This window comes from Mycobacterium toneyamaense (genome assembly GCF_055384815.1).
This window is the reverse complement of the sequence record NZ_AP040333.1, coordinates 1069334-1088963: the sequence shown is the minus strand read 5'-3', so window position 1 is coordinate 1088963 and position 19630 is coordinate 1069334. Positions and strand designations below refer to the sequence as shown.

Genomic DNA, 19630 nt, shown 5'->3' with positions numbered 1-19630 from the left:
ATGTGCAAAATGCACATCACCCCTTCCTGAGCTCAGGAAACCGGCGCAAGCACCCGCCCGCCGTACCAGCGGCAAATCTCCAGGGCCAACGCGACCGTCAGGGTGTCGGCGTCCAGACGCAGGCCGTAGTGGTCGACGGCCTGCTGGACCCTGAGGTAGACGGTGTTGCGGTGGAACATCGTGCGCTTCGCGGTCTCGGTGTAGCTGCAGTTGGCGGCCAGGAAGGCCCGGATGGTCTCGCGTAGCTGCTCGCATCGCGCGTCGTCGTCCGCCAGCGAGCCGAGGACGGCGGCGACGAACGCCGCGAGGTCGGCCGGCTCGTCTGCCAGCAATGCGACCGACGCGACGTCGTCGAAGAGCACGACCTGCGGGGCGTGCGGTGCGGACCGGGCGAGTTCCTTGACCCGCGCGGCCGTGCGCGCTGCTGAGCGGAAACCCTCCAGCCCATTGCCTCGGCGACCGACCGCGGCACGTAATCCATTGATGCACAATCGCTTTGCAAGCTCTTCGTGGTCCACGCGGGCGGCGATGGGCAGGCGCAACCAGATGCGCTGTTGCGACTCCCCGCCGGCGACGAGGACGTCGTCGACGCCAGGCAGTACCTGGCGCAGGACCGTCACCACTTTGGGCAACGCGTCTGCCGCGGTTGTGTCGTCCGCCCATGCCTCGACCGCGAGATGACTGCCCGACAGCCGGTAGCCGAGCGCCGATTCCGCTTGTGCCACATCAGGTTCGGGATCGTTGAGCAAGCGGGCGATCCACTGCCGCCGGATCGCCTCGTCGGTGCGGACGCGCTGCGTCAGCCGGTCCTCGTACAGTGCGGTGATCTGCTCGGCGACCCGACCGTTGTGGGATCCGCTGAGATTCACCACCTCGATCATCGCCGCGGCCACCCCGGGCGCCGTGGCCGGCATCTCCGCCAGACATGCGCTCAGCATCAATCCGTGCCCGATGCGGTAGGCCTTCAGGACCGCGGACAGCGGAACACCGTCGGTCACCGCCCGCTCGACGTTGGCGATGGCGCGGCTCGACGGCGAAATGCTCTGCGGGTCAATCCCGTTCGCCAGAACGTCCAGGAAGAGATCCAGGCTCTCGGTGGCGTTGACGGCGACGATCTCGTGGAAAGACGGGTCACTGAGCTCGGGTACGGCGGCCAGGATCTCGGCGATCACACCGGCGATGAAGGCGTCCTTGTCCCGGGCGAAGTACTCGATGATCGCGGCCAGCGCCTCACTGCCCATCTGCCACCTCCTCGGCCGCAGCTCACGCTACCGAGGTGTGCACCGCGCACACCTCGGTTTCAGCGCGCCAGAATCAGAGCGTCAGGCCCGGGTACAGCGGGTTGGCGTCCAGCATCTCGGCCGAAGCCGCGCGGACGCGGTCGGCGGTGCCGTCGGCCAGCGTGTACTTCGCCTTCGACGGGCCGTTCGGGCCGGCGTCGGCGGAAGCGTTCTTGAGCACGTCGACCACCAGCTCGGCGACCTTGTCGAACTCGTCGGCGCCGAAGCCGCGCGTGGTGAGCGCCGGGGTGCCGAAGCGGATGCCGCTGGTGTACCAGGCACCGTTCGGGTCGTTCGGGATGGCGTTGCGGTTGGTGACGACGCCGGCGTCCAGCAGCGCCGACTCGGCCTGGCGGCCGGTCAGACCGAACGACTGCACGTCCAGCAGCACCAGGTGGTTGTCGGTGCCGCCGGTGACCAGCGTCGCGCCGCGCTTGAGGAAGCCCTCGGCCAGGGCCTTGGCGTTGTCGGCGACGTTCTGCGCGTAGGTCCGGAACTCGGGCTGCCGCGCCTCGGCGAGCGCGACGGCCTTGGCGGCCATCACGTGCGACAGCGGGCCGCCGAGCACCATCGGACAACCCTTGTCGACGGCCGGGGCGTATTCCTCGGTCGCCAGGACCAGGCCACCGCGCGGGCCGCGCAGCGACTTGTGGGTCGTGGTGGTGGTGACGTGGGCGTGCGGCACCGGGTCCTCGTCGCCGGTGAACACCTTGCCGGCCACCAGGCCCGCGAAGTGCGCCATGTCGACCATCAGGGTGGCGCCGACCTCGTCGGCGATCTCGCGCATCTTGGCGAAGTTCACGCGGCGCGGGTACGCCGAGTAGCCGGCGACCAGCACCAGTGGCTTGAACTCGCGGGCCGCGGCGGCGACGGCGTCGTAGTCGATGAGCCCCGTCTGCGCGTCGGTGCCATAGCTGCGCTGGTGGAACATCTTGCCCGAGATGTTGGGGCGGAAGCCGTGGGTCAGGTGGCCGCCGGTGTCCAGCGACATACCCAGCAGGCGCTGGTTGCCCAGCTTGTTGCGCAGCTTCTCCCAGTCCGCCTCGGACAGGTCGTTGACGTGCTTGGCGCCGAGCTCGGCCAGGCCGGGAGCCTCGATGCGGGTGGCCAGGATGGCCCAGAAGGCGACCAGGTTGGCGTCGATGCCCGAGTGCGGCTGCGCGTAGGCGTACGGGGCGCCGAACAGCTCGCGGGCGTGCTCGGCGGCCAGGGCCTCGACGGTGTCCACGTTCTGGCAGGCGGCGTAGAACCGGTGCCCGAGGGTGCCCTCGGCGTACTTGTCGGAGAACCAGGTGCCCATGGTCAGCAGCACGGCCGGCGACGCGTAGTTCTCGCTGGCGATCAGCTTCAGCGAACTGCGTTGATCCTCAAGCTCTTTCCGGGTGGCCGCGGCGACCCGGGGCTCGACCTGCTCGATGACCCGCAGCGCCGCCTGGTAGGCCTCGCTGGCGGTGGCGGCGTACTCGGCACCCAGGCCGGCGTTGGACACGGAAGCGTCAGAGGTCATGCCCCCAGACTAATCCGCTGGTCGCATCGCTCCCGCCCCAGGGTGATGCCTAGCCGGGGTGCGGAAACGGCGGCTGGGCGGGCGCGAGGCCACGGCTGAGCTTGGAGAACAGCACACACCATGCGACGGGCCCGGCGATGACGCAGGCCGACCACAGCGCCAGGCTCACGGTTTCCGACCAAGACGGCTCGCCGAGCAGTTTCATCAGGATCGACGACGTGGTGCCGCTGTCGCCGCCGTCGGCGCAGAACACGCCGAAGCCGAACATCGCCGACCACACGGTCACCTGCGCGCGGGTCTGGGCAGGGGTCAGCTCCCGCCCGGGCAGCTGCCGGATCATCCTGGTCGTCATCGTCAGACAGATCAGCAGCGCCGGCGAGACGAGGACGACGAACACCGTCATCCAGCCCAGCGGCGCCAACACGCCCCGCCCGATCGCCATCCACACCACCAACAAGACGTTGAGCGGCATGGCCTTTCCGGCGCTGTCGCGCCGCAGGGTCGCCACCGGCGGCTAACTCCGCAGTGACGACGGGATCAGCGGCTCGTCGAGCAGGCGGCCGAACCGCGTGGTGAGGCTGACGTCGGCGGGCCGGGCGTCGAGCCAGCCCCGCAGCAACCGGTACCCCTCGACGTAGGTCGACGTGTACGCGCGCCACAGCGGCGACGACAGGAACCGCATGGACTGCCGGGCCCGCTCCGGGCTGGTCAGCAGCCAGCGCTGCAGGAAGGCGACGACGTCGTCGGTGTCGCGGTGTTCGTCGTGCAGCATCAGTGCGGCGTCCTGGCGGACGTCGGCCAGCGCGGCGCTCGCCGTCGAGATCGCTTCGGCGCGTTCGCCGTCGAAGCGCAGGCCCAAGTCGGCGTAAATTTCCGAGGCCCACGCCCCCCAATCCGGACCGATGGCGGCGTACAGCGCCAGGTCCGCCAGCCCCTCGGCCATCAGGCACTGCGGCGTGTTGACCAGGAAGATCGTCTGCTCGGCCTGGCCGCCCAACTCGACGAGGCCGGCTTCTTTGCGGCAGTGCTCGGTGTGGTGGCCCGGGTACGACTCGTGCGCCACCAGCCGCGGCAGGTTCGACATCTGCTGCTTGAGGTCGGCGTTGACCGCGACCGTGGACCGGTAGTTGCCCTCGTAGTAGTTGAAGCCCGACCACGGCTTGTCGGTGACGATCTCGTAGTTGATGGTCTCGGCGTCCGGCAGCGGGAAGTCGGCGCGGACCCGGTCGCGCAGCGCGGACGAGAACGCGTGGATGCACTCCTCGAGGCGCTCGGGCGGAATCTCCTCACCGGAGCGGTGGGCCTGCATGCGCTCGACCAGCGGGCCGCTGCCGCCGAGCGCCTCGTCGAGCAGGCGATGCGCCTCGCGGTACTTGTCCTCGTCACCCTTGGTGATGTCGACATCGAAGTAGTCGCGGACCTCGTCGACGAAGCCGACGTCCTCCCCCGCGAACTTGCGCCCCGCGCAGTCCAGGGCCCGCAGATGTGCCTTCAGGTAATCCGCACGCTGCGCGTCCAACCCGGAGCCGTCGACCTCGCCGTGCAACCGGCGGGCCTGCCGGGCCAGCGTCGCGGGGTCCGGCGCGGGTTCGTCGGCGACCTGCTTGCGCAGTGCCGGCTCGCCCGTGAACGAGTCGACGTAGCCCTCCTCGATGCGGTCGAACCGCAGACCCAGCAGCAGGTATTCACGGATCAAGGCATCGGCGGCGGTGTCGGGAACCGGCATCGAGGTATGCCCAGTGCTCATACCCGCCCACGTTAGCCGGTACCCCCGCGTTCATCGCCCGGCAATGACTGCAAGACTGGGCACATGCCGCGGCCGAGCGAGCCGAGTCCCTACGTCGAGTTCGACAGGCGCCAATGGCGCGCGCTGCGTATGGCGACTCCCCTCAAACTCACAGCTCATGAGCTGCTGGGCCTGCGCGGTATGGGCGAGCAACTCGACCTGCTTGAAGTCGAAGAGGTCTACCTGCCCCTGGCCCGTCTGATCCACCTGCAGGTCGCCGCCCGGCAGCGCCTCTTCGCCGCGACCGCCGAGTTCCTCGGCGAACCGCAGCAGAACCCCGACCGTCCGGTGCCGTTCATCATCGGCGTGGCCGGCAGCGTCGCCGTCGGCAAGTCGACCACCGCGCGCGTGCTGCAGGCGCTGCTCGCCCGGTTCGGCCACCACCCGCGCGTCGACCTCGTCACCACCGACGGCTTCCTGTACCCGAACGCCGAGCTGATGCGGCGAAAGATCATGCACCGCAAGGGCTTTCCCGAGAGCTACGACCGCCGCGCGCTGATGCGGTTCGTCACCGCGGTCAAGTCGGGCGCCGACCAGGCGTCGGCCCCGGTGTACTCGCACCTGATCTACGACATCGTGCCCGGCGAGAAGGTCGTCGTCCGGCACCCCGACATCCTGATCATCGAGGGCCTCAACGTCCTGCAGACCGGACCGGCCCTGATGATCTCGGACCTGTTCGACTTCTCGGTGTACGTCGACGCCCGCATCGAGGACATCGAGCAGTGGTACGTGTCGCGGTTCCTCGCGATGCGCGCGGGCGCCTTCGCCAACCCGCAGTCGCACTTCCACCACTACTCGACGCTGACCGACGAGCAGGCCATCTTCGCCGCCCGCGACATCTGGCAGTCCATCAACCTGCCCAACCTGATCCACAACATCCTGCCGACCCGGCCCCGCGCCACGCTGGTGCTGCGCAAAGATGCCGACCACTCGATCAACCGGCTGCGCCTCCGCAAGCTCTAGACAGGGATTTGTGCACGATTTTCCGCGGTCGGCGCGGAAAATCGTGCACAAATCCCCGGGTGATCAGGCGCGGCGGACGCCCTGGTACTGCAACTCCGCCATCGCGAGCGTGTAGACGGCGCTGACGATCATCATGGCCACGCCCGTCGTCGTCAGCGGCCAGACATCGTCGACCACAGCCAGCACCGCGGCGATGGTGAAGACCACGTTGGCGATCGCCACCGCGATACCGGGCCGACGCACCGCCGCCAGAGTCGAGAGCCCGTAGACGCCGACGCCGTAGCCGACGAGCACCGTGGCAAGGACGTACACGGCCGGACGCGGGATGCCGGACTCCGATGCGATGGCGCCGGCCGCGGCAGCCAGGATGACGCCGCCGGTGCCGGTGATGAGCGCGTCGGCGCGCAGGGCCAGACGCAGCAGACGGTCGGAGCGGACGCGGGCGGGTGCGGTGATGGTGGTCATGGGTTTCCTTTCGATGGAGGGGGTGGAAGGCCGGCGCGGGGACGTCTACTGCAACCTCTTTCAGCGACGCCCCCGCCCGGCGGGGAGGGAGTCACGCCAGGCGGCGCACTCCGAGGTACTGCAGCCACGCGCAGCCCAGGCCCACGGCCATGACTGCGAGCACCAGGACGTTGCCTGCCGCGGTCAGCGGCAGCACTCCGGAGGCCAGTACACCCAGCACCGCGACGGTGCCGATCAGATTGCCGATCAGCACGCCGGTCCCGACGCGCCGAATCCTGGGCACGGCGGCCAGGACGTACAGAGCAAATCCCCAAACGACCAGCACCGCGCCGATGACCCATTCGGACGTCGCCGACAGCCCCGACAGCCGGGACAGCGGATCAGCGGTCAGGGCCATCAGTAGGCCGGTCAGCGAGCACAGTGTGCCGTCGACCCGGAGGCCGAAACGGAGCAGGGAATCGGAACTGTCGGACAGTGGTCGCGTGTGGAGCCCGGGGTTGATTGCGGTCATGGCGGTCGCTCCTTGCGGTGCCGGTGTGGGGACACCCATGACACTGCCGGGAGCGTGCTGCCGGGTCTGCACCAAACGCTGCCGATTACTGCCAGGCACTGCCAACCGCAGGTCAGCGACGTGAGCTGACTAGGTCAGCGTTGACACCGGGGTACCGCGCAGGTCGGCAGCGATCACCCGGGCCGCCGCGTTCTGCCAGTTGTGCAGCGACCGCTGCGGCACCTCGGTGACGAACCACTGCCACGCCTGCCGGGCCACCGGGTCCAACCCCGCCGCGGTGGCGTTCTGCGCGTAGGCGCGCACCCCGACGACGTACGGGAAGTACAGCGAGTTGTAGTGCCGCCACTGCTCGGTGGTGCCGAAGTCGCCGCCATCCCGCGGCTTGAGCGCCGCGATGCGGTCGGCCAGCAAATCCTTGAGTTCGTTGGCGCGCTCCAGCGGCTGGTCGGGCGCGCCGCGGCGGGCGAGTCTGTCGTCGATGACGGGCAGCGTCGTCAACGGCGAGGCGACGAGCTTGGAGAGGTCGGCGTAGTGGCCGAGTGCGCGCCGGGTCAGGCGGACGAACGTCTCGTCATCGATGTGGTCCAGCGGATTGGTGGCGCGCAGCGGCAGTGCCGCCTCGGTGCGGCGCAGTGCGGCGCGGTCGGCCCGCAGGTCCGGTTCGCGCGCGAAAGCCAGCCGGTCCAGCAGCCCGGACAGCGCGTCGGCCAGCACGTTGATGGCGATGGCCACCGCGAGGCTGGTGAACAACAACACCATCAGGGCCAGATGCTCGCCCGTGACCGCCAGGCCGATCAGCACCTGGCCACCGAACAGCACCGACACCGCCATGCTGCCGACCAGCGAGCGGCGCATCCCCGCGCGCAGGGCCTGCCCTTCGTCGAAGGCGTCCCACCACGCCACCGCGATGCCCAGCAGCAGCACGTCGAAGGCCGCGGACGCCAGTACCAGCCAGCTGGGCAACAAGCCCAGCGGGATGAGGAGAATTGCGTTGCCGAGGCCGAAGAACAATGTCGCCGCCACCACCGGCGGGACGATCTTGCGCGACGAGGCGCCGCGGCGCAGCCGTCGTACCGCCACCACGAGCGCGCCGAACGCCGACAGCGCGATGGCCCCGACCATGACCCAGTGCCCGGGCCGCAGCGGCGGGTGCACGCCCCCGGAGATCCCGGCTCCGACCAGCGCGACGGCCGCCACCGTCGCCACCGCCACGAAACCCCACCGACTCCGTGCCGAGTCGACGGGCCGGGACAGCTCGAGCAGCACCGTGAGCCAGGCGATGCCGGGCAGCACCGCCAGGTACGCCTCGATGTGGCTGAGCGGGCCGGTCGGTGCATCGCCGGCCAGCCGGATCGCGTCCACGGCGACCACCACGGCGAAGCTGCACAACCCGAACGCCGACCACGCCAGCATGGGCTTGCGGGGATCGCGCGCGAGCAGGTAGAGCCCCAGCCACCAGCTCAGGGCGAAGACCACTGCCGACAGCGCAGCCATGTCTTCAGTTTGGCACGAACGCTATTTGCCGTAGCGGCGGTTGCGCAGCGTGTAGTCACGCAGCGCGCGCAGGAAGTCCACCCGCCGGAAGGCGGGCCAGTGCGCGTCGGTGAACCACATCTCCGAATAGGCGCTCTGCCACAACAGGAATCCGCTGAGCCGCTGCTCCCCCGACGTGCGGATGACGAGGTCGGGGTCGGGCTGGCCCGAGGTGTAGAGGTTCTCGGAAATGCCGTCGACGGTCACGGCCTCGATGAGTTCCTCGGCCGTCGCACCGTTGGCGAGCTCCTTGCTCAGCAGGGTGCGCACGGCGTCGGCGATCTCCTGCCGACCGCCGTAGCCGACGGCGACGTTGACGTGGAACGACCCGGCATCGGTGCGTGCGGCCGTCGACTCGACGGCGTCGCGCAGCCGCTTGGCCGGTTCCTCACCGAGCAGTTCCAGGTCACCGACGGTCCGCACGGTCCAGTGCTTGTCGGGCGCGCAGATCTCTTCGACGACATCGGTGATGATCTCGATCAGCGGCGCCAGCTCCTGCGGGTCGCGCTGCAGGTTCTCGGTGGAGAGCAGGTAGATCGTCGCCATCTCGATACCGGCCTGCTGGCACCAGCGCAGCACCTCGGCGATCTTGGCGGCCCCCATGCGGTAGCCGTAGCTGACGTCGTCGTGACCTGCCTCACGCGCCCAACGGCGGTTCCCGTCGCACAGCACCGCAATATGGCGTGGCAGTTGCGCTTTCGAGTGCGCAAGCTCCTGACGCAGCCGCAGCTCATAGAGCCGGTACGCCGGTTCCTTGAGACGCGGGGGAATGATGTCCACGAGAAACCAGACTACTGTGGACTTCTGGGTATCCCATGGCTGTTAGTGGAGGAACGTTGACCGCTCCGAGCAATACAGATCCGGCTGCCTCCGAACGGGCTGAGGCACCGTCGAACATGACCAAGCCGTACCGCGCCGCCGCGGTGCTCCGCCATTCGGAAACGCTTCCCGACGTGGTGGTGGAAAGCGTCGTCGAATTCCTCGGCAAGCCGCGCGCCCGCGGCTGGATTCACGTCTATTCGGCGGTGGTCGCGTTCTTTGCCGGTGCCGCACTGGTTTCGGTGTCGTGGGCCATGCAGGGCACGCGCGCCGGTTTGGCGACGTTGCTCTACACCTTCACCATCGTCGCGATGTTCACCGTCAGTGGCACCTATCACCGGGTGAACTGGAAGTCGGAGAAATCGCGCACCTGGATGAAGCGCATGGATCACTCGATGATCTTCATCTTCATCGCCGGCAGTTATACGCCGTTCGCGCTGCTCGCGGTGCGCACCGACGGCTGGCTGTTGTTCTGGATCGTCTGGAGCGGGGCGCTGGCCGGCGTGGCCCTCAAGATGCTGTGGCCGACGGCGCCGCGCTGGCTCGGCGTGCCGCTGTACATCCTGTTGGGCTGGGTCGCGGCCTGGTTCATCGGGCCCATCCTGGAGGGCGCGGGCGTCACGGCGGTCGTGCTGTTGATCGTCGGCGGCGCGCTGTACTCGATCGGCGGCGTGCTCTACGCGCTCAAGTGGCCCAACCCGTGGCCGCGGACGTTCGGGCACCACGAGTTCTTCCACGCCTGCACCGCGGTGGCGGCCATCTGCCACTACATCGCGATGTGGTTCGCCGTCTTTTCCGGGTGATTTGTGCACGATTTTCCGCGCTCACCGCGGAAAATCGTGCACAAATCGCTCAGAGCTGGGTGACGTTCGCCGGGCCCCAGTACGCCTTCATCGAGGTGATCTTGGCATCGGCGTCGAAGTTCATGGTGCTGATGATGTCGATGCGCATGGCGCTGTTGACGGTCAGGGTCCAGTAGAACGCGGCCTCGTGGCCGCAGACCCGCAGCGTGTGCAGTTCGTGGGAGTTCTTGGTGCCCGCGATGTTCGAGTAGAAGCCGTGGATCGTCTGGCGGCCGACGTGCACCTCACCGCCGACCGGGTCCTCGATGGCGGCATCGACGGCGTACAGCTCCGCGATCCCGTCGGCGTCGGCGACGTCGACGAGGTCCAGATAGCGGTTGACGTTTTCGGTGATCTGCTCAGCGCTGGGCATGCGCCGCACGCTACACGGCCGCGCCGAGGGCAGCGCCGAGATCCCCCGCCGTCGTCACCGGAAGGTCACACGCCTGGCCACGGCAGACGTACGCGGCGTCCTGGCCGTGCACGCGGCCACGTCCATCGAGCAGCGTCGACGACCCCTCGGCACCACCGACGACGATGGCGCCACCGGGCGCGAATCTGCGTGCCGCACCGAGCAATTCCGAGTCCGGACCGGTGCAGGCCACCGCGATCTGAATAGGGCCGCGGACGGCCGCTTCCGTGACCGCCAGCCAGTGGCCACCGCCGCGTGGCGAGCGGGCCAGGATGGGGGTTGCCGACGCCGGTGTGGCGGCGGCCGCATCGAGGTACCGCTCGGGTTCGGCGGCCAGGTGCGCGAACGTCAGCAGCGCCTCGGCGACCAACGACGCACCCGACGGCGTCGCCCCGTCGACCGGGTCCGCGGGGCGCACCAGCAGGGCCTCGGCGTCATCCGCCGTGTCGAACCAGCGGCCACCGCGGTCCGGGTCGGCGAAGTGCGTCAGCGCGGTGTCGAGCAGACCGTGCGCGGCCGTCAGCCAGCTGTCATCGCCGGTCACCTGATGCAGCGTCAGCAGGCCCGTCGCCAGCGCCGCGTAGTCCTCCAGAATCCCGACGCTGTCACCGACGGCGCCGCCGAGGCTGGCCCGGCGCAGCCGGCCGTCGACCAGATGCAGATCCAGCAGCCGGCGGGCGCAACCCGTTGCGGCAGCGAGATATTCGGGCTTGCCGAGTGCGACGGACGCCTCCGCGAGAGCGGTGATGGCGAAGCCGTTCCAGGCGGTGACGATCTTGTCGTCGCGTCCCGGCTGCGGCCGCCGCGCCCTGGCGGCCATCAACTTCGCGCGGACCTGCTCGAAGCGTGCGGCGTCGTCGGGGTCGGTCAGCAGCTGCAGCACCGAGCTGCCGCGCTCGAACGTGCCGGCCTCGGTGACTTCGAAAAGCGCAGCGGCCCAACGACCGTCGTCGTCGCCCAGCACCGATACCAGCTCCGCCGGCGTCCATACGTACGTCAGGCCCTCGTGCCCGGCGGTATCTGCGTCCAGCGACGAGACGAACATGCCGCCGTCCCCGAGGTCGTCGATGATGAACCGCGCCGTCTCGTCGGCCACCTTGCGCGCCAACGGGTTTCCGGTCAGCCGTGCCCAGTGGGCGTACACCCGCAGCAGCAAGGCGTTGTCGTACAACATCTTTTCGAAGTGCGGCACCACCCACGAGGCGTCGACGCTGTACCGGGCGAAGCCGCCCGCCAGTTGGTCGTAGATGCCGCCGCGCGCCATCGCACCACCGGTGCGTTCCACCGCGTCGAGAGCAGAGCCGGTGCGTTCATGGTGTCGCAGCAGGGCTTCCAGCAATGCCGACGGCGGGAACTTCGGCGCCCGGCCGAAGCCACCGCGGGCATGGTCCTCGTCGCGCAGCACCGCGGCGACGGCGTGGTCACACAGCTCGGGTGACGGCGCCGGGCCGCCCGAGGGCAGCCCCGACGACATCTTGCGCAACTCGGTGGCGATCTGGTCGGACACCTGCTCGACCTCGTCCCGCCGGTTCTGCCAGGTGTCGGTCACCGCCGAAAGCAGCTGCAGGAAGCTGTCTTTCGGGTAGTACGTGCCGCAGAAGAAGGGCCGGCCGTCGGGCGTCAGGAAGCACGTCATGGGCCAGCCGCCCTGGCCCGTCATCGCGACCGTGGCGTTCATGTAGATGGCGTCGAGGTCGGGACGTTCCTCCCGGTCGACCTTGATGCACACGAAGTTCTCGTTCGTCACCGCAGCCACGTCGTGGTCCTCGAACGACTCGTGCGCCAACACATGACACCAGTGGCAGGCGGCGTAGCCGATCGACAGCAGGATCGGCACGTCGCGGGCCGCGGCCTCGGCCAGCGCCTCCGGCGTCCACTGCTGCCAGTGCACCGGGTTGTCGGCGTGCTGGCGGAGGTAGGGGCTGGTGGCGGAGCCGAGTTTGTTAGCCATGCCTGGAGTGTTACCCAGCTTCTGGTTTTGTAGTGCCGTCGGGGCCGGCGTCGCCCGTCGGCGCCTCGTGCGGCACGCCGCCGACGGTGCCGTCGTCGACCGCCTGATCCGGTTCGGGATGCGCGGGGTCGAAGGATTCGGGCAGCTTGCGCAGGTGCCGGTTCATCGACCAGACCAGGGCCACCACCGCGATCAACAGGATCAGCGTGATCACCAGCCCGGCCGGGCTGGCCTTGCCGAAGTCGGGCCCCGTCTGGCGCGGACCTTCGGCCAGCAGGATGGTGAGCGGAACAGAAATCACAGCGATACTCCCGTGAACAGATCGGTCTCGGGCAACGTCACCGGAACCCTGGATCGGGCCAATTCGTACTCCTCGGTCGGCCACAGCCGCTGCTGCCATTCGATGGGCGCGCGGAAGAAGTCGCCGTTCGGGTCGATCTGCGTGGCATGGGCCAGCAGCGCGCGGTCCCGTTGCTCGAAGAATTCAGCGCACTCGATGCGGGTCGTCACCCGGTTGGCGAACGGATCGTGCTCGGGGTCCCAGTGCTGCAGCCACTTCTCGAACGGCCCGACCTCGCCGTTCTTGGCGAACTCGTCCTGCAGCAGCTGCATGCGCCGGCGCAGGAAACCGTGGCCGTAATACAGCTTCGAGATGCTCCACGGCTCGCCCTCTTCGGGGAACTGCACATGGTCGGCGGCCGCTTCGTAGGCCGCCATCGACACCTGGTGAGTGCGGATGTGGTCGGGGTGCGGGTAGCCGCCGTTCTCGTCGTACGTGGTGATCACGTGCGGCCGGAACTCGCGGATCACCCGCACCAGCCGGCGGACGGGCTCTTCGATCGGCACCACCGCGAAGCAGCCGTCGGGCAGCGGCGGCAGCGGGTCACCCTCGGGCAGCCCGGAGTCGACGAACCCCAGCCAGTGATGCTCGACGCCGAGGATCTCGGCGGCCCTGGCCATCTCGTCACGGCGGACCTCATGGATGCGGCCGTGCACCTCGGGCAGGTCCATCGCCGGATTGAGGATGTCGCCGCGCTCGCCGCCGGTCAGGGTCACGACCATGACCCGGGCGCCGTTGGCCGCGTACTTGGCCATGGTGGCCGCACCCTTGCTCGACTCGTCGTCGGGGTGCGCGTGCACCGCCATCAACCGCAGTTCGCTCACGTGTGCCTTACCTACTGTCTCTACTCGGTGGGACAACTCGCTGCAGTCCAACCATGTCGCTGGGTCCTATAGTTCCAGTCCAAGCAATCCGAACCGACCGATGGGGCACCCAAAGTAGCCATGATCGAGCGTCCGACGGCCCGCTACGGGCAGCAACGCATGTCCCGGCTGACCCGTCGGCGCATCGCGATCGGCCTCACGCTCGTCATCGTTGTCGCTGGTGTGGCGCTCGCGTTCGTCGGTTTCCAGCGCCTGGGGACGTCCCCCGTCAAAGGTGAGTTGAGCACGTACAAACTGGTCGACAACGAGACGGTGGCGGTGACCATCTCGGTCACGCGCGAGGACCCGGCCCAACCGGCGGTGTGCATCGTGCGGGCGAGGGCGCTCGACGGCAGCGAAACCGGGCGGCGCGAGATTCTCGTCGCGCCGGCAGAGGCCAAGACGGTCCAGGTGACGGCCGTCGTGAAGTCCACAAAACCGCCGGTCGTCGGCGACGTCTACGGCTGTGGCACCGACGTGCCGTCGTACCTCGTCGCGCCCTGAACACCAGCCGGGTGACCAACCGTCCGGCGAACTCCGAACTGCGAAATCATGACCGTTTGGAGACGCCCAAGTGGTACGCTTGCTCAGTACACGGTTCCGACTGGGGCCGTGTATTGCTGCATTAGCGGGCACCTGCTGGCACCTTCTGGGGGGACCTGGACCTGCCGTCGCGATCGCAGCACCGCCGGCCCCAAGCAACGGGGCAACCCCGGACACACCCGCCCGGGCATACACGCACGCTTACAACGACAGGAGAGCAGCAGACATGACCGATACCCAGGTCACCTGGCTCACCGAAGAAGCATTCGAGCGCCTGAAGGCTGAGCTCGATCAGCTGATCGCCAACCGCCCGGTCATCGCTGCCGAGATCAACGACCGCCGCGAAGAGGGCGACCTCCGCGAGAACGGCGGCTACCACGCGGCCCGCGAAGAGCAGGGCCAGCAGGAAGCCCGCATCCGTCAGCTGCAGGAACTGCTCAACAACGCCAAGGTCGGCGAGGCACCGAAGAAGTCCGGTGTGGCGCTGCCCGGCTCGGTCGTGACCGTCTACTACGACGGCGACCAGAACGACACCGAGACGTTCCTCATCGCCACCCGCCAGGAAGGCGTCACCGACGGCAAGCTCGAGGTGTACTCCCCCAACTCGCCGCTCGGCCACGCGCTGATCGACGCCAAGGTCGGCGAGGACCGCAGCTACACGGTGCCCAGCGGCGCCACCGTCAAGGTCACGCTGGTCAAGGCCGAGCCCTATCACGCCTAGCCCTGCGACGGCCGGCGCGACCGCGCCGGCCACCAGCTGACATTCATGGCTCAGATCGCCGAAGACCTGTATCTGCTGCTCCTGGACAATTCGTCCGCACAGCCGGGTCTGGATCAACCACGTCGGCACCGGGTGTTGTCCGGTGCCGTTCTGCTGGACCTGGCGCTGGCGTGCCGCATTCGGCCCGCCGCGCCAGGTGACAGCGCACCCGACGGTCACCTGGTCGCCCTCTCCGGCGACGAGACCGTCGACCCGGTGTCCGCGCCGGCACTGGACCTGCTGCGGCAGCGACCGCGGCGGCCTGCCGCCGTGTTGTCCAAACTGCGCAAAGGCACCGAGGACCGTCTCATCGACCAGCTGGAGCGTGCCGGGCAGCTGCGTCGGCAGCCGTTGGGCGGCAACAGGTTCCGGCCGCACTACGCCTTGCCGTTGACGGACCGGGGGCGCGTCGGACAGGCGCGCGCGGAGATTCTGTCGGCATTGTTCGACCGCAGACCGCCGGCACCGGCGACGGCAGCCATCGTGACGCTGCTGCACACCGTCGACGGCCTGGGCTCCCTGATGAGCCTCAACGACCGCGGTTGGCGGTGGGTGCATGCCCGCGCCGGCGACATCGCCAGCGGCCACTGGGTCAACGAATACGAGACCGGCGTCGCCGAGGTGAACCTCGCCGTCACGGCCGCCGCGGTGCGGGGCGCGCTGGTTTAACCCAGCGCCTGCTCCAGGTCCCCGATCAGGTCGGCCACATCCTCGATGCCGACCGACAGCCGGACCAGGTCGTTCGGCACCTCCAGCTGCGAGCCGGCGGTCGACGCGTGCGTCATGGCGCCGGGATGCTCGATCAGCGACTCCACGCCACCGAGCGACTCGGCGAGAATGAAAATCTCTGTGCGCGAGCACAATTCGCGTGCGGCCTGCTCGCCGCCGCGCAGCCGCACCGACACCATGCCGCCGAAGCCGCTCATCTGCTTGGCCGCCACCTCGTAGCCCGGATGACTCGACAGACCCGGGTACAGCACCGTCGCGACAGCCTTGTGGTCGTTGAGGAATTCGGCCACCCGCAAGGCGTTTTCGCAGTGCCGCTGCATGCGCAGCGGCAGCGTCTTGAGGCCGCGGTAGGTCAGATAGGCATCGAAAGGACCCGGCACCGCACCGGCGCCGTTCTGCAGGAACGCGAATTTCGCGTCGAGCTCTTCGTCGTTGGTCACCAGCGCGCCGCCGACGACGTCCGAGTGCCCGCCGATGTACTTGGTGGTCGAGTGCAACACGACGTCCGCCCCGAGGGCCAGCGGCTGCTGCAGCGCCGGCGAGGCAAAGGTGTTGTCCACCAACACCTTCACGCCCGATGTGGCGCCGATCTGCACGATGGCCGCGATGTCGGCGATGGACAACAGCGGGTTGGTCGGGGTCTCCACCCAGATCAGCCGGGTCTTGGCGGTGATCGCCGCGCGCACCTCGTCGAGGTTCGACAGCTGCGCCGGCGTGTGCGTGATGCCCCACTGCGTGAAGACCTTGTCGATCAGCCGGAAGGTGCCGCCGTAGGCGTCGTCGGGGATGACGATGTGGTCGCCCGGACGCAGCACGGCGCGCAGCGCGCAGTCGGTGGCCGCCATGCCGGAGCTGAACGCCCGGCCGTAGTGCCCGCCCTCGACCGCGGCCAGCAGTGTCTCCAGCGCCGCCCGGGTCGGGTTGCCCGTGCGGGCGTACTCGAATCCGCCGCGCAGCCCGCCCACGCCGTCCTGCGCGAACGTCGAGCTGGCGTAGATGGGGGTGTTGACGGCACCGGTCTGCGGGTCCGGCCGGAACCCGGCATGAATGGCCCGGGTCGACGGTCCGTAGGCGCGGTAGTGGTCTGCCTGGCTGCGCTGCTCACTCACAGGCGCCAGCCTAGTCGCGGAGCTTGCGCCCTTGGGGGTCGGGAACGTTCCCCATCAGAATCATGATGCCGTCGATCAGCGGCCAGATGGCGCCGATGCCGCAGGTCACCAGCGAGACGACGAGCTGGAGCACGCCGATGGTCGTGTAGCCCAGATAAAATCGCCCGACGCCGAAGGTGCCCAACAGGATCTGCAGCAGGCCGGCCGTCACCTTGGACTTGTCCGACAACGGCAGCCCCGTCAGGGGATCACGGCCCCAGGGCGCGGACGGGTCGGCCGCGAACTGCGGCGCGTAGCCGTAGCCCGGCGGCGGCGGGTAACCCGGCTGCTGCGGGTACCCGGGCGGCGGGTAACCAGGCTGTTGGAAACCGGGCTGCTGTGGGTACCCCGGGTATTCGTGGCCGCTGAACGGCGGCTCGCCCGGCTGTTGCGGACCGGACCCGTCTGCGGGCTGGTATGGATTCGTCATTGGTCAGGTCCCGTCTAGTAGGTGGTGGTGCCGCTGCTGCCCACGATGAGCGCGATCAGGCCGAAATAGAAGATTGCGATCAGCGCGAAGAGCGCCAGCCCGATGTAGCCGACGATCAAACCCGCGAGAGCCATGCCCTCGCCCTCCTCGCCGCTCTGCTTGATCTGCGACTTGGCGAGGTGCCCGAAGATCACCCCGAGGATCGAGGTGGCCGCACACGTCGCCAAGCCCAGCAGTGAACAGACCAACGACGCGATGGCCAGGCCGTTCGTCTTCGGCACCGGCGCATAACCCATCGGCATCATGCCGGGCATCGGCGGCATACCCGGATATCCCTGGGCCACAGGCGGATACGGCGCGACCGGCGGCGGGTAGCCCGGACCCGGGAAACCGGTGACCGGCGGCGGAAACGGCTCGGGCGCCGGCATCGACGGGTACGGCTCCGTGCCGTAGGCCGGGAGCGGCGGCATACCGTAGGCCGGGGTCGAAGCCTCCGGCTCGCCCGCACCCTGGTTCTGTTCCTGCTCAGTCATCGTCCACCCCGTCTGTCCCTGAGCGTCCAGCGTAGCCGGGGTCTGCTCTCGCTTTACGCCGAACTCCCGGTGTAGAACTGCACCATGACAGCCTCGATCGACAATCTGCTCGGCACTGACGACCTGTTGAGCGCCGAGGACATCGAATTGCGCACCATGGTGCGCCAGTTCGGCGAGCAACGGCTGCGTCCCTACATCGCCGAGTGGTTCGAGAACGGTTCGGTTCCGGTACGCGAGATCGCCACCGAGGTGGGCAAGCTTGGCCTGCTCGGCATGCACCTCACCGGGTACGGCTGCAGCGGGTCGACGGCGACGGCCTACGGGCTGGTGTGCCAGGAGCTGGAGGCCGTGGACAGCGGCATCCGGTCACTGGTGTCGGTGCAGGGCTCGCTGGCGATGTTCGCGATCCATCACTGGGGCAGCGAGGAACAGCGCGAGCAGTGGCTGCCGGGCATGGCCGCGGGCGATCTGATCGGCTGCTTCGGTCTCACCGAACCGGACTTCGGCTCCAACCCCGGCGGCATGCGCACCACCGCCCGACGGGACGGCGACGACTGGGTCCTCAACGGCTCGAAGATGTGGATCACCAACGCCTCGGTCGCCGATGTCGCGGTGGTGTGGGCGCGCGCCGAGGAAGGTGTGCTGGGATTCGCGGTGCCCACGGACACACCGGGTTTCAGCGCCCGGGAGATGACGCGCAAGATGTCGCTGCGGGCCTCGGTCACCTCCGAATTCAGCCTCGACGACGTCCGGCTCCCCGAGTCCGCGCGGCTGCCCGGCGCGCGCGGCCTGTCCGGCCCGCTGAGCTGTTTGTCGGAGGCGCGGTTCGGCATCGTGTTCGGCGCGGTGGGCGCGGCGCGCGACTGTCTGCAGGCGACGCTGGACTACGTCGGCACGCGCACGGTTTTCGACAAGACGCTCGCGGAATACCAACTGACGCAGGCCAAGATCGCCGACATGGCCGTCGAACTCGGCAAGGCGCAGCTGCTCGCCCTGCAGCTCGGCCGGCTCAAGGACGCCGGGAAGATCCAGCCCGAGCAGGTCAGCGTCGGCAAGCTGAACAACGTCCGCGAGGCCATCAAGATCGCCCGGCAGTGCCGAACCCTGTTGGGCGCCAACGGCATCACCCTGGAGTACCCGGTGATCCGGCACGCCAACAACCTGGAGTCGGTGCTGACCTACGAGGGCACGTCCGAGGTACACCAGCTGGTGATCGGGCAGGCGCTGACCGGGGTCAGTGCGTTCCGCTGACGGGGGTGCGCGTGCGCGGCGGCGTCACGCAGACGGTCTCCATCACCATGTCGGCGAACGTCTGTCGCTTGGCGTCCCACAGCGGCCACAGATAGCCGACGATCGACAGGTCGGCCAGGTGTACCGCCTGCCGGAGCAGTGAACGCCCGAAACCTATTGGCGTGCCCGAGGTTTGACCGACGACCCGGACGCGCAGGGCCGTCTTGCCGAGGCTGGCGCCGGTGCGTCCCTGGCGGTAGCCGAAGTTCCAGACCAGATAACCGACCATGAGCGCCCAGGTGACAACCAGGCTGACGTAGCCCAGCGTCGAGTAGCCGTCACCGCATTGGGCGCCGCCGTCGAACGCGGAAGTATCGGTGTCGCACAGCCGGTCTCGCGTGAACCACACCAGTGCCGCACCGGCCGCGGTGAGTACCAGCAGAGGCAGCAGGTCGATGACCGCGGCAGCGGCCCGCCGCCACCACGGGGCGTACGCCATCATCGCGTCGACACGCAGACGGTCGACATGATCTTGTCGGCCAGGGTCTGCCGCTTGGCGTCCCACAGCGGGAACAGGTAACCGGCGAACACCGGGACGGCGTCGACGACGTGCGCCAGCTGCCGCACCACCGAGCGACCGAAACCGACGGGCTCCCCCGTCTTTTCGTCGATCACCTGGAAATGCAACACCCGCTTACCCAGGCTGGCGCCCGTGGTGCCCTGCAGATACCCGTGATTCCACACCATGAACAACACGGCGACGACGAGTCCGGCCAGCCAGATCAGCACACCGGCGACAGAGTTCCCGGTGGCGCAGTACGGGCCGATGCTGTAGTCCGCTTGGTCGGCAAGGCATTTCGTCACGCGCTGGGAGCGCTCGACCAGGCCGCCGACGATGATGACGAACAGCGGCGGGACCCGGTCGATCAGGCTGGCCACCACGCGGGCCCACCAGGGTGTGTAGTTCAAGTCGTCCTGTCTCATG

General features: G+C 68.7%; 23 protein-coding genes. 6 read left to right on the top strand and 17 right to left on the bottom strand.

All coding sequences use genetic code 11. From position 1 onward, the window contains the following. Window positions 1-32: 32 nt before the first annotated feature. The 4 genes from ACZ5IQ_RS05210 to ACZ5IQ_RS05195 form a co-directional block, all read right to left on the bottom strand. Window positions 33-1241 (bottom strand): PucR family transcriptional regulator, encoded by a 1209-nt coding sequence (locus ACZ5IQ_RS05210; RefSeq protein WP_064860362.1) that lies wholly within the window; start codon window positions 1239-1241, stop codon window positions 33-35. A gap of 73 nt (window positions 1242-1314) precedes the next feature. After that, the gene (locus ACZ5IQ_RS05205) at window positions 1315-2787 is read right to left on the bottom strand and encodes a glycine hydroxymethyltransferase (protein WP_464480930.1); all 1473 of its coding nucleotides are present in this window, start codon (window positions 2785-2787) and stop codon (window positions 1315-1317) included. A gap of 49 nt (window positions 2788-2836) precedes the next feature. Beyond that, window positions 2837-3295: a hypothetical protein gene (locus ACZ5IQ_RS05200; RefSeq protein ID WP_061001755.1), complete on the bottom strand. Its 459-nt coding sequence runs from the start codon at window positions 3293-3295 to the stop codon at window positions 2837-2839. 6 nt (window positions 3296-3301) lie between these two features. After that, window positions 3302-4534: a DUF885 domain-containing protein gene (locus tag ACZ5IQ_RS05195; RefSeq protein ID WP_110783765.1), complete on the bottom strand. Its 1233-nt coding sequence runs from the start codon at window positions 4532-4534 to the stop codon at window positions 3302-3304. A gap of 63 nt (window positions 4535-4597) precedes the next feature. Between ACZ5IQ_RS05195 and coaA the strand changes: the two genes are divergently transcribed. Beyond that, window positions 4598-5536: a type I pantothenate kinase gene (gene coaA / locus ACZ5IQ_RS05190; protein WP_029104715.1), complete on the top strand. Its 939-nt coding sequence runs from the start codon at window positions 4598-4600 to the stop codon at window positions 5534-5536. A gap of 63 nt (window positions 5537-5599) precedes the next feature. Here the strand turns inward: coaA and ACZ5IQ_RS05185 are convergent, their stop codons facing one another. The 4 genes from ACZ5IQ_RS05185 to ACZ5IQ_RS05170 all read right to left on the bottom strand — a co-directional run bounded on the left by ACZ5IQ_RS05185 (window position 5600) and on the right by ACZ5IQ_RS05170 (window position 8825). Further along, on the bottom strand, window positions 5600-6001 hold the full coding sequence (locus ACZ5IQ_RS05185; protein ID WP_464480929.1) for a hypothetical protein: 402 nt from the start codon (window positions 5999-6001) through the stop codon (window positions 5600-5602). A 91-nt stretch (window positions 6002-6092) separates the two neighbouring features. Next, window positions 6093-6512, bottom strand: a complete 420-nt coding sequence (locus tag ACZ5IQ_RS05180) for a hypothetical protein (RefSeq protein WP_267324800.1) — start codon at window positions 6510-6512, stop codon at window positions 6093-6095. A 129-nt stretch (window positions 6513-6641) separates the two neighbouring features. Next, window positions 6642-8006 (bottom strand): hypothetical protein, encoded by a 1365-nt coding sequence (locus ACZ5IQ_RS05175; protein ID WP_464480928.1) that lies wholly within the window; start codon window positions 8004-8006, stop codon window positions 6642-6644. A 21-nt stretch (window positions 8007-8027) separates the two neighbouring features. Further along, window positions 8028-8825 (bottom strand): (2Z,6E)-farnesyl diphosphate synthase, encoded by a 798-nt coding sequence (locus ACZ5IQ_RS05170; RefSeq protein WP_464480927.1) that lies wholly within the window; start codon window positions 8823-8825, stop codon window positions 8028-8030. 116 nt (window positions 8826-8941) lie between these two features. Here ACZ5IQ_RS05170 and trhA point away from each other — a divergent pair, with 116 nt between their 5' ends. Then, window positions 8942-9667 carry a PAQR family membrane homeostasis protein TrhA gene (gene trhA / locus ACZ5IQ_RS05165; protein WP_464480926.1) on the top strand — a complete coding sequence of 242 codons (726 nt, stop codon included), beginning with the start codon at window positions 8942-8944 and terminating at the stop codon, window positions 9665-9667. Between the two features lie 49 nt (window positions 9668-9716). On the opposite strand, the gene ACZ5IQ_RS05160 is transcribed toward trhA, so the two are convergent. Genes ACZ5IQ_RS05160 through mca form a run of 4 tightly spaced genes read right to left on the bottom strand, consistent with a single transcriptional unit; the run spans window position 9717 to window position 13233 of the window. Beyond that, window positions 9717-10079 carry a nuclear transport factor 2 family protein gene (locus ACZ5IQ_RS05160; protein ID WP_061001775.1) on the bottom strand — a complete coding sequence of 121 codons (363 nt, stop codon included), beginning with the start codon at window positions 10077-10079 and terminating at the stop codon, window positions 9717-9719. A 10-nt stretch (window positions 10080-10089) separates the two neighbouring features. Further along, complete coding sequence (locus tag ACZ5IQ_RS05155; RefSeq protein ID WP_464480925.1) at window positions 10090-12069, bottom strand: thioredoxin domain-containing protein; 1980 nt, start codon at window positions 12067-12069, stop codon at window positions 10090-10092. Window positions 12070-12079: 10 nt separating this feature from the next. Next, window positions 12080-12370, bottom strand: coding sequence for a hypothetical protein (locus tag ACZ5IQ_RS05150; RefSeq protein WP_464480924.1), 291 nt, complete (start codon window positions 12368-12370; stop codon window positions 12080-12082). Beyond that, complete coding sequence (gene mca / locus ACZ5IQ_RS05145) at window positions 12367-13233, bottom strand: mycothiol conjugate amidase Mca (protein ID WP_464480923.1); 867 nt, start codon at window positions 13231-13233, stop codon at window positions 12367-12369. The genes ACZ5IQ_RS05150 and mca overlap by 4 nt, the downstream gene beginning before the upstream one ends. A 120-nt stretch (window positions 13234-13353) precedes the next feature. Between mca and ACZ5IQ_RS05140 the strand changes: the two genes are divergently transcribed. The 3 genes from ACZ5IQ_RS05140 to ACZ5IQ_RS05130 all read left to right on the top strand — a co-directional run bounded on the left by ACZ5IQ_RS05140 (window position 13354) and on the right by ACZ5IQ_RS05130 (window position 15244). Next, window positions 13354-13776, top strand: coding sequence for a DUF4307 domain-containing protein (locus ACZ5IQ_RS05140; protein WP_464480922.1), 423 nt, complete (start codon window positions 13354-13356; stop codon window positions 13774-13776). Between the two features lie 265 nt (window positions 13777-14041). After that, window positions 14042-14536, top strand: coding sequence for a transcription elongation factor GreA (gene greA / locus ACZ5IQ_RS05135; protein ID WP_138228844.1), 495 nt, complete (start codon window positions 14042-14044; stop codon window positions 14534-14536). 45 nt (window positions 14537-14581) lie between these two features. Then, window positions 14582-15244: a GOLPH3/VPS74 family protein gene (locus tag ACZ5IQ_RS05130; RefSeq protein ID WP_464480921.1), complete on the top strand. Its 663-nt coding sequence runs from the start codon at window positions 14582-14584 to the stop codon at window positions 15242-15244. Here the strand turns inward: ACZ5IQ_RS05130 and ACZ5IQ_RS05125 are convergent. The 3 genes from ACZ5IQ_RS05125 to ACZ5IQ_RS05115 are packed head-to-tail and all read right to left on the bottom strand — an operon-like array spanning window position 15241 to window position 17415. Continuing rightward, window positions 15241-16413 carry a cystathionine gamma-synthase gene (locus ACZ5IQ_RS05125; protein WP_464480920.1) on the bottom strand — a complete coding sequence of 391 codons (1173 nt, stop codon included), beginning with the start codon at window positions 16411-16413 and terminating at the stop codon, window positions 15241-15243. The two genes, ACZ5IQ_RS05130 and ACZ5IQ_RS05125, sit on opposite strands and share 4 nt — an antisense overlap. Before the next feature lie 10 nt (window positions 16414-16423). Next, window positions 16424-16882, bottom strand: a complete 459-nt coding sequence (locus ACZ5IQ_RS05120; protein WP_064860357.1) for a TM2 domain-containing protein — start codon at window positions 16880-16882, stop codon at window positions 16424-16426. Between the two features lie 14 nt (window positions 16883-16896). Then, on the bottom strand, window positions 16897-17415 hold the full coding sequence (locus ACZ5IQ_RS05115) for a DUF4190 domain-containing protein (RefSeq protein WP_064860356.1): 519 nt from the start codon (window positions 17413-17415) through the stop codon (window positions 16897-16899). A gap of 84 nt (window positions 17416-17499) precedes the next feature. Here ACZ5IQ_RS05115 and ACZ5IQ_RS05110 point away from each other — a divergent pair, with 84 nt between their 5' ends. Beyond that, window positions 17500-18666 (top strand): acyl-CoA dehydrogenase family protein, encoded by a 1167-nt coding sequence (locus tag ACZ5IQ_RS05110; protein ID WP_110767579.1) that lies wholly within the window; start codon window positions 17500-17502, stop codon window positions 18664-18666. Here ACZ5IQ_RS05110 and ACZ5IQ_RS05105 read toward each other — a convergent pair. After that, window positions 18650-19147, bottom strand: coding sequence for an RDD family protein (locus ACZ5IQ_RS05105; RefSeq protein ID WP_234789747.1), 498 nt, complete (start codon window positions 19145-19147; stop codon window positions 18650-18652). The two genes, ACZ5IQ_RS05110 and ACZ5IQ_RS05105, sit on opposite strands and share 17 nt — an antisense overlap. Then, the gene (locus tag ACZ5IQ_RS05100) at window positions 19144-19629 is read right to left on the bottom strand and encodes an RDD family protein (protein WP_064860354.1); all 486 of its coding nucleotides are present in this window, start codon (window positions 19627-19629) and stop codon (window positions 19144-19146) included. The genes ACZ5IQ_RS05105 and ACZ5IQ_RS05100 overlap by 4 nt, the downstream gene beginning before the upstream one ends. Window position 19630 lies beyond the last annotated feature (1 nt).

What these genes read in the sequence shown, in the direction of transcription:
- ACZ5IQ_RS05210 (WP_064860362.1), bottom strand. Translation starts at nt 1,241, where the DNA reads ATGGGCAGTGAGGCGCTGGCCGCGATCATCGAGTACTTCGCCCGGGAC.
- ACZ5IQ_RS05205 (WP_464480930.1), bottom strand. Translation starts at nt 2,787, where the DNA reads ATGACCTCTGACGCTTCCGTGTCCAACGCCGGCCTGGGTGCCGAGTAC.
- ACZ5IQ_RS05195 (WP_110783765.1), bottom strand. Translation starts at nt 4,534, where the DNA reads ATGAGCACTGGGCATACCTCGATGCCGGTTCCCGACACCGCCGCCGAT.
- coaA (WP_029104715.1), top strand. Translation starts at nt 4,598, where the DNA reads ATGCCGCGGCCGAGCGAGCCGAGTCCCTACGTCGAGTTCGACAGGCGC.
- ACZ5IQ_RS05185 (WP_464480929.1), bottom strand. Translation starts at nt 6,001, where the DNA reads ATGACCACCATCACCGCACCCGCCCGCGTCCGCTCCGACCGTCTGCTG.
- ACZ5IQ_RS05180 (WP_267324800.1), bottom strand. Translation starts at nt 6,512, where the DNA reads ATGACCGCAATCAACCCCGGGCTCCACACGCGACCACTGTCCGACAGT.
- ACZ5IQ_RS05175 (WP_464480928.1), bottom strand. Translation starts at nt 8,006, where the DNA reads ATGGCTGCGCTGTCGGCAGTGGTCTTCGCCCTGAGCTGGTGGCTGGGG.
- trhA (WP_464480926.1), top strand. Translation starts at nt 8,942, where the DNA reads ATGACCAAGCCGTACCGCGCCGCCGCGGTGCTCCGCCATTCGGAAACG.
- ACZ5IQ_RS05160 (WP_061001775.1), bottom strand. Translation starts at nt 10,079, where the DNA reads ATGCCCAGCGCTGAGCAGATCACCGAAAACGTCAACCGCTATCTGGAC.
- ACZ5IQ_RS05155 (WP_464480925.1), bottom strand. Translation starts at nt 12,069, where the DNA reads ATGGCTAACAAACTCGGCTCCGCCACCAGCCCCTACCTCCGCCAGCAC.
- ACZ5IQ_RS05140 (WP_464480922.1), top strand. Translation starts at nt 13,354, where the DNA reads ATGATCGAGCGTCCGACGGCCCGCTACGGGCAGCAACGCATGTCCCGG.
- greA (WP_138228844.1), top strand. Translation starts at nt 14,042, where the DNA reads ATGACCGATACCCAGGTCACCTGGCTCACCGAAGAAGCATTCGAGCGC.
- ACZ5IQ_RS05130 (WP_464480921.1), top strand. Translation starts at nt 14,582, where the DNA reads ATGGCTCAGATCGCCGAAGACCTGTATCTGCTGCTCCTGGACAATTCG.
- ACZ5IQ_RS05120 (WP_064860357.1), bottom strand. Translation starts at nt 16,882, where the DNA reads ATGACGAATCCATACCAGCCCGCAGACGGGTCCGGTCCGCAACAGCCG.
- ACZ5IQ_RS05115 (WP_064860356.1), bottom strand. Translation starts at nt 17,415, where the DNA reads ATGACTGAGCAGGAACAGAACCAGGGTGCGGGCGAGCCGGAGGCTTCG.
- ACZ5IQ_RS05110 (WP_110767579.1), top strand. Translation starts at nt 17,500, where the DNA reads ATGACAGCCTCGATCGACAATCTGCTCGGCACTGACGACCTGTTGAGC.
- ACZ5IQ_RS05105 (WP_234789747.1), bottom strand. Translation starts at nt 19,147, where the DNA reads ATGATGGCGTACGCCCCGTGGTGGCGGCGGGCCGCTGCCGCGGTCATC.
- ACZ5IQ_RS05100 (WP_064860354.1), bottom strand. Translation starts at nt 19,629, where the DNA reads ATGAGACAGGACGACTTGAACTACACACCCTGGTGGGCCCGCGTGGTG.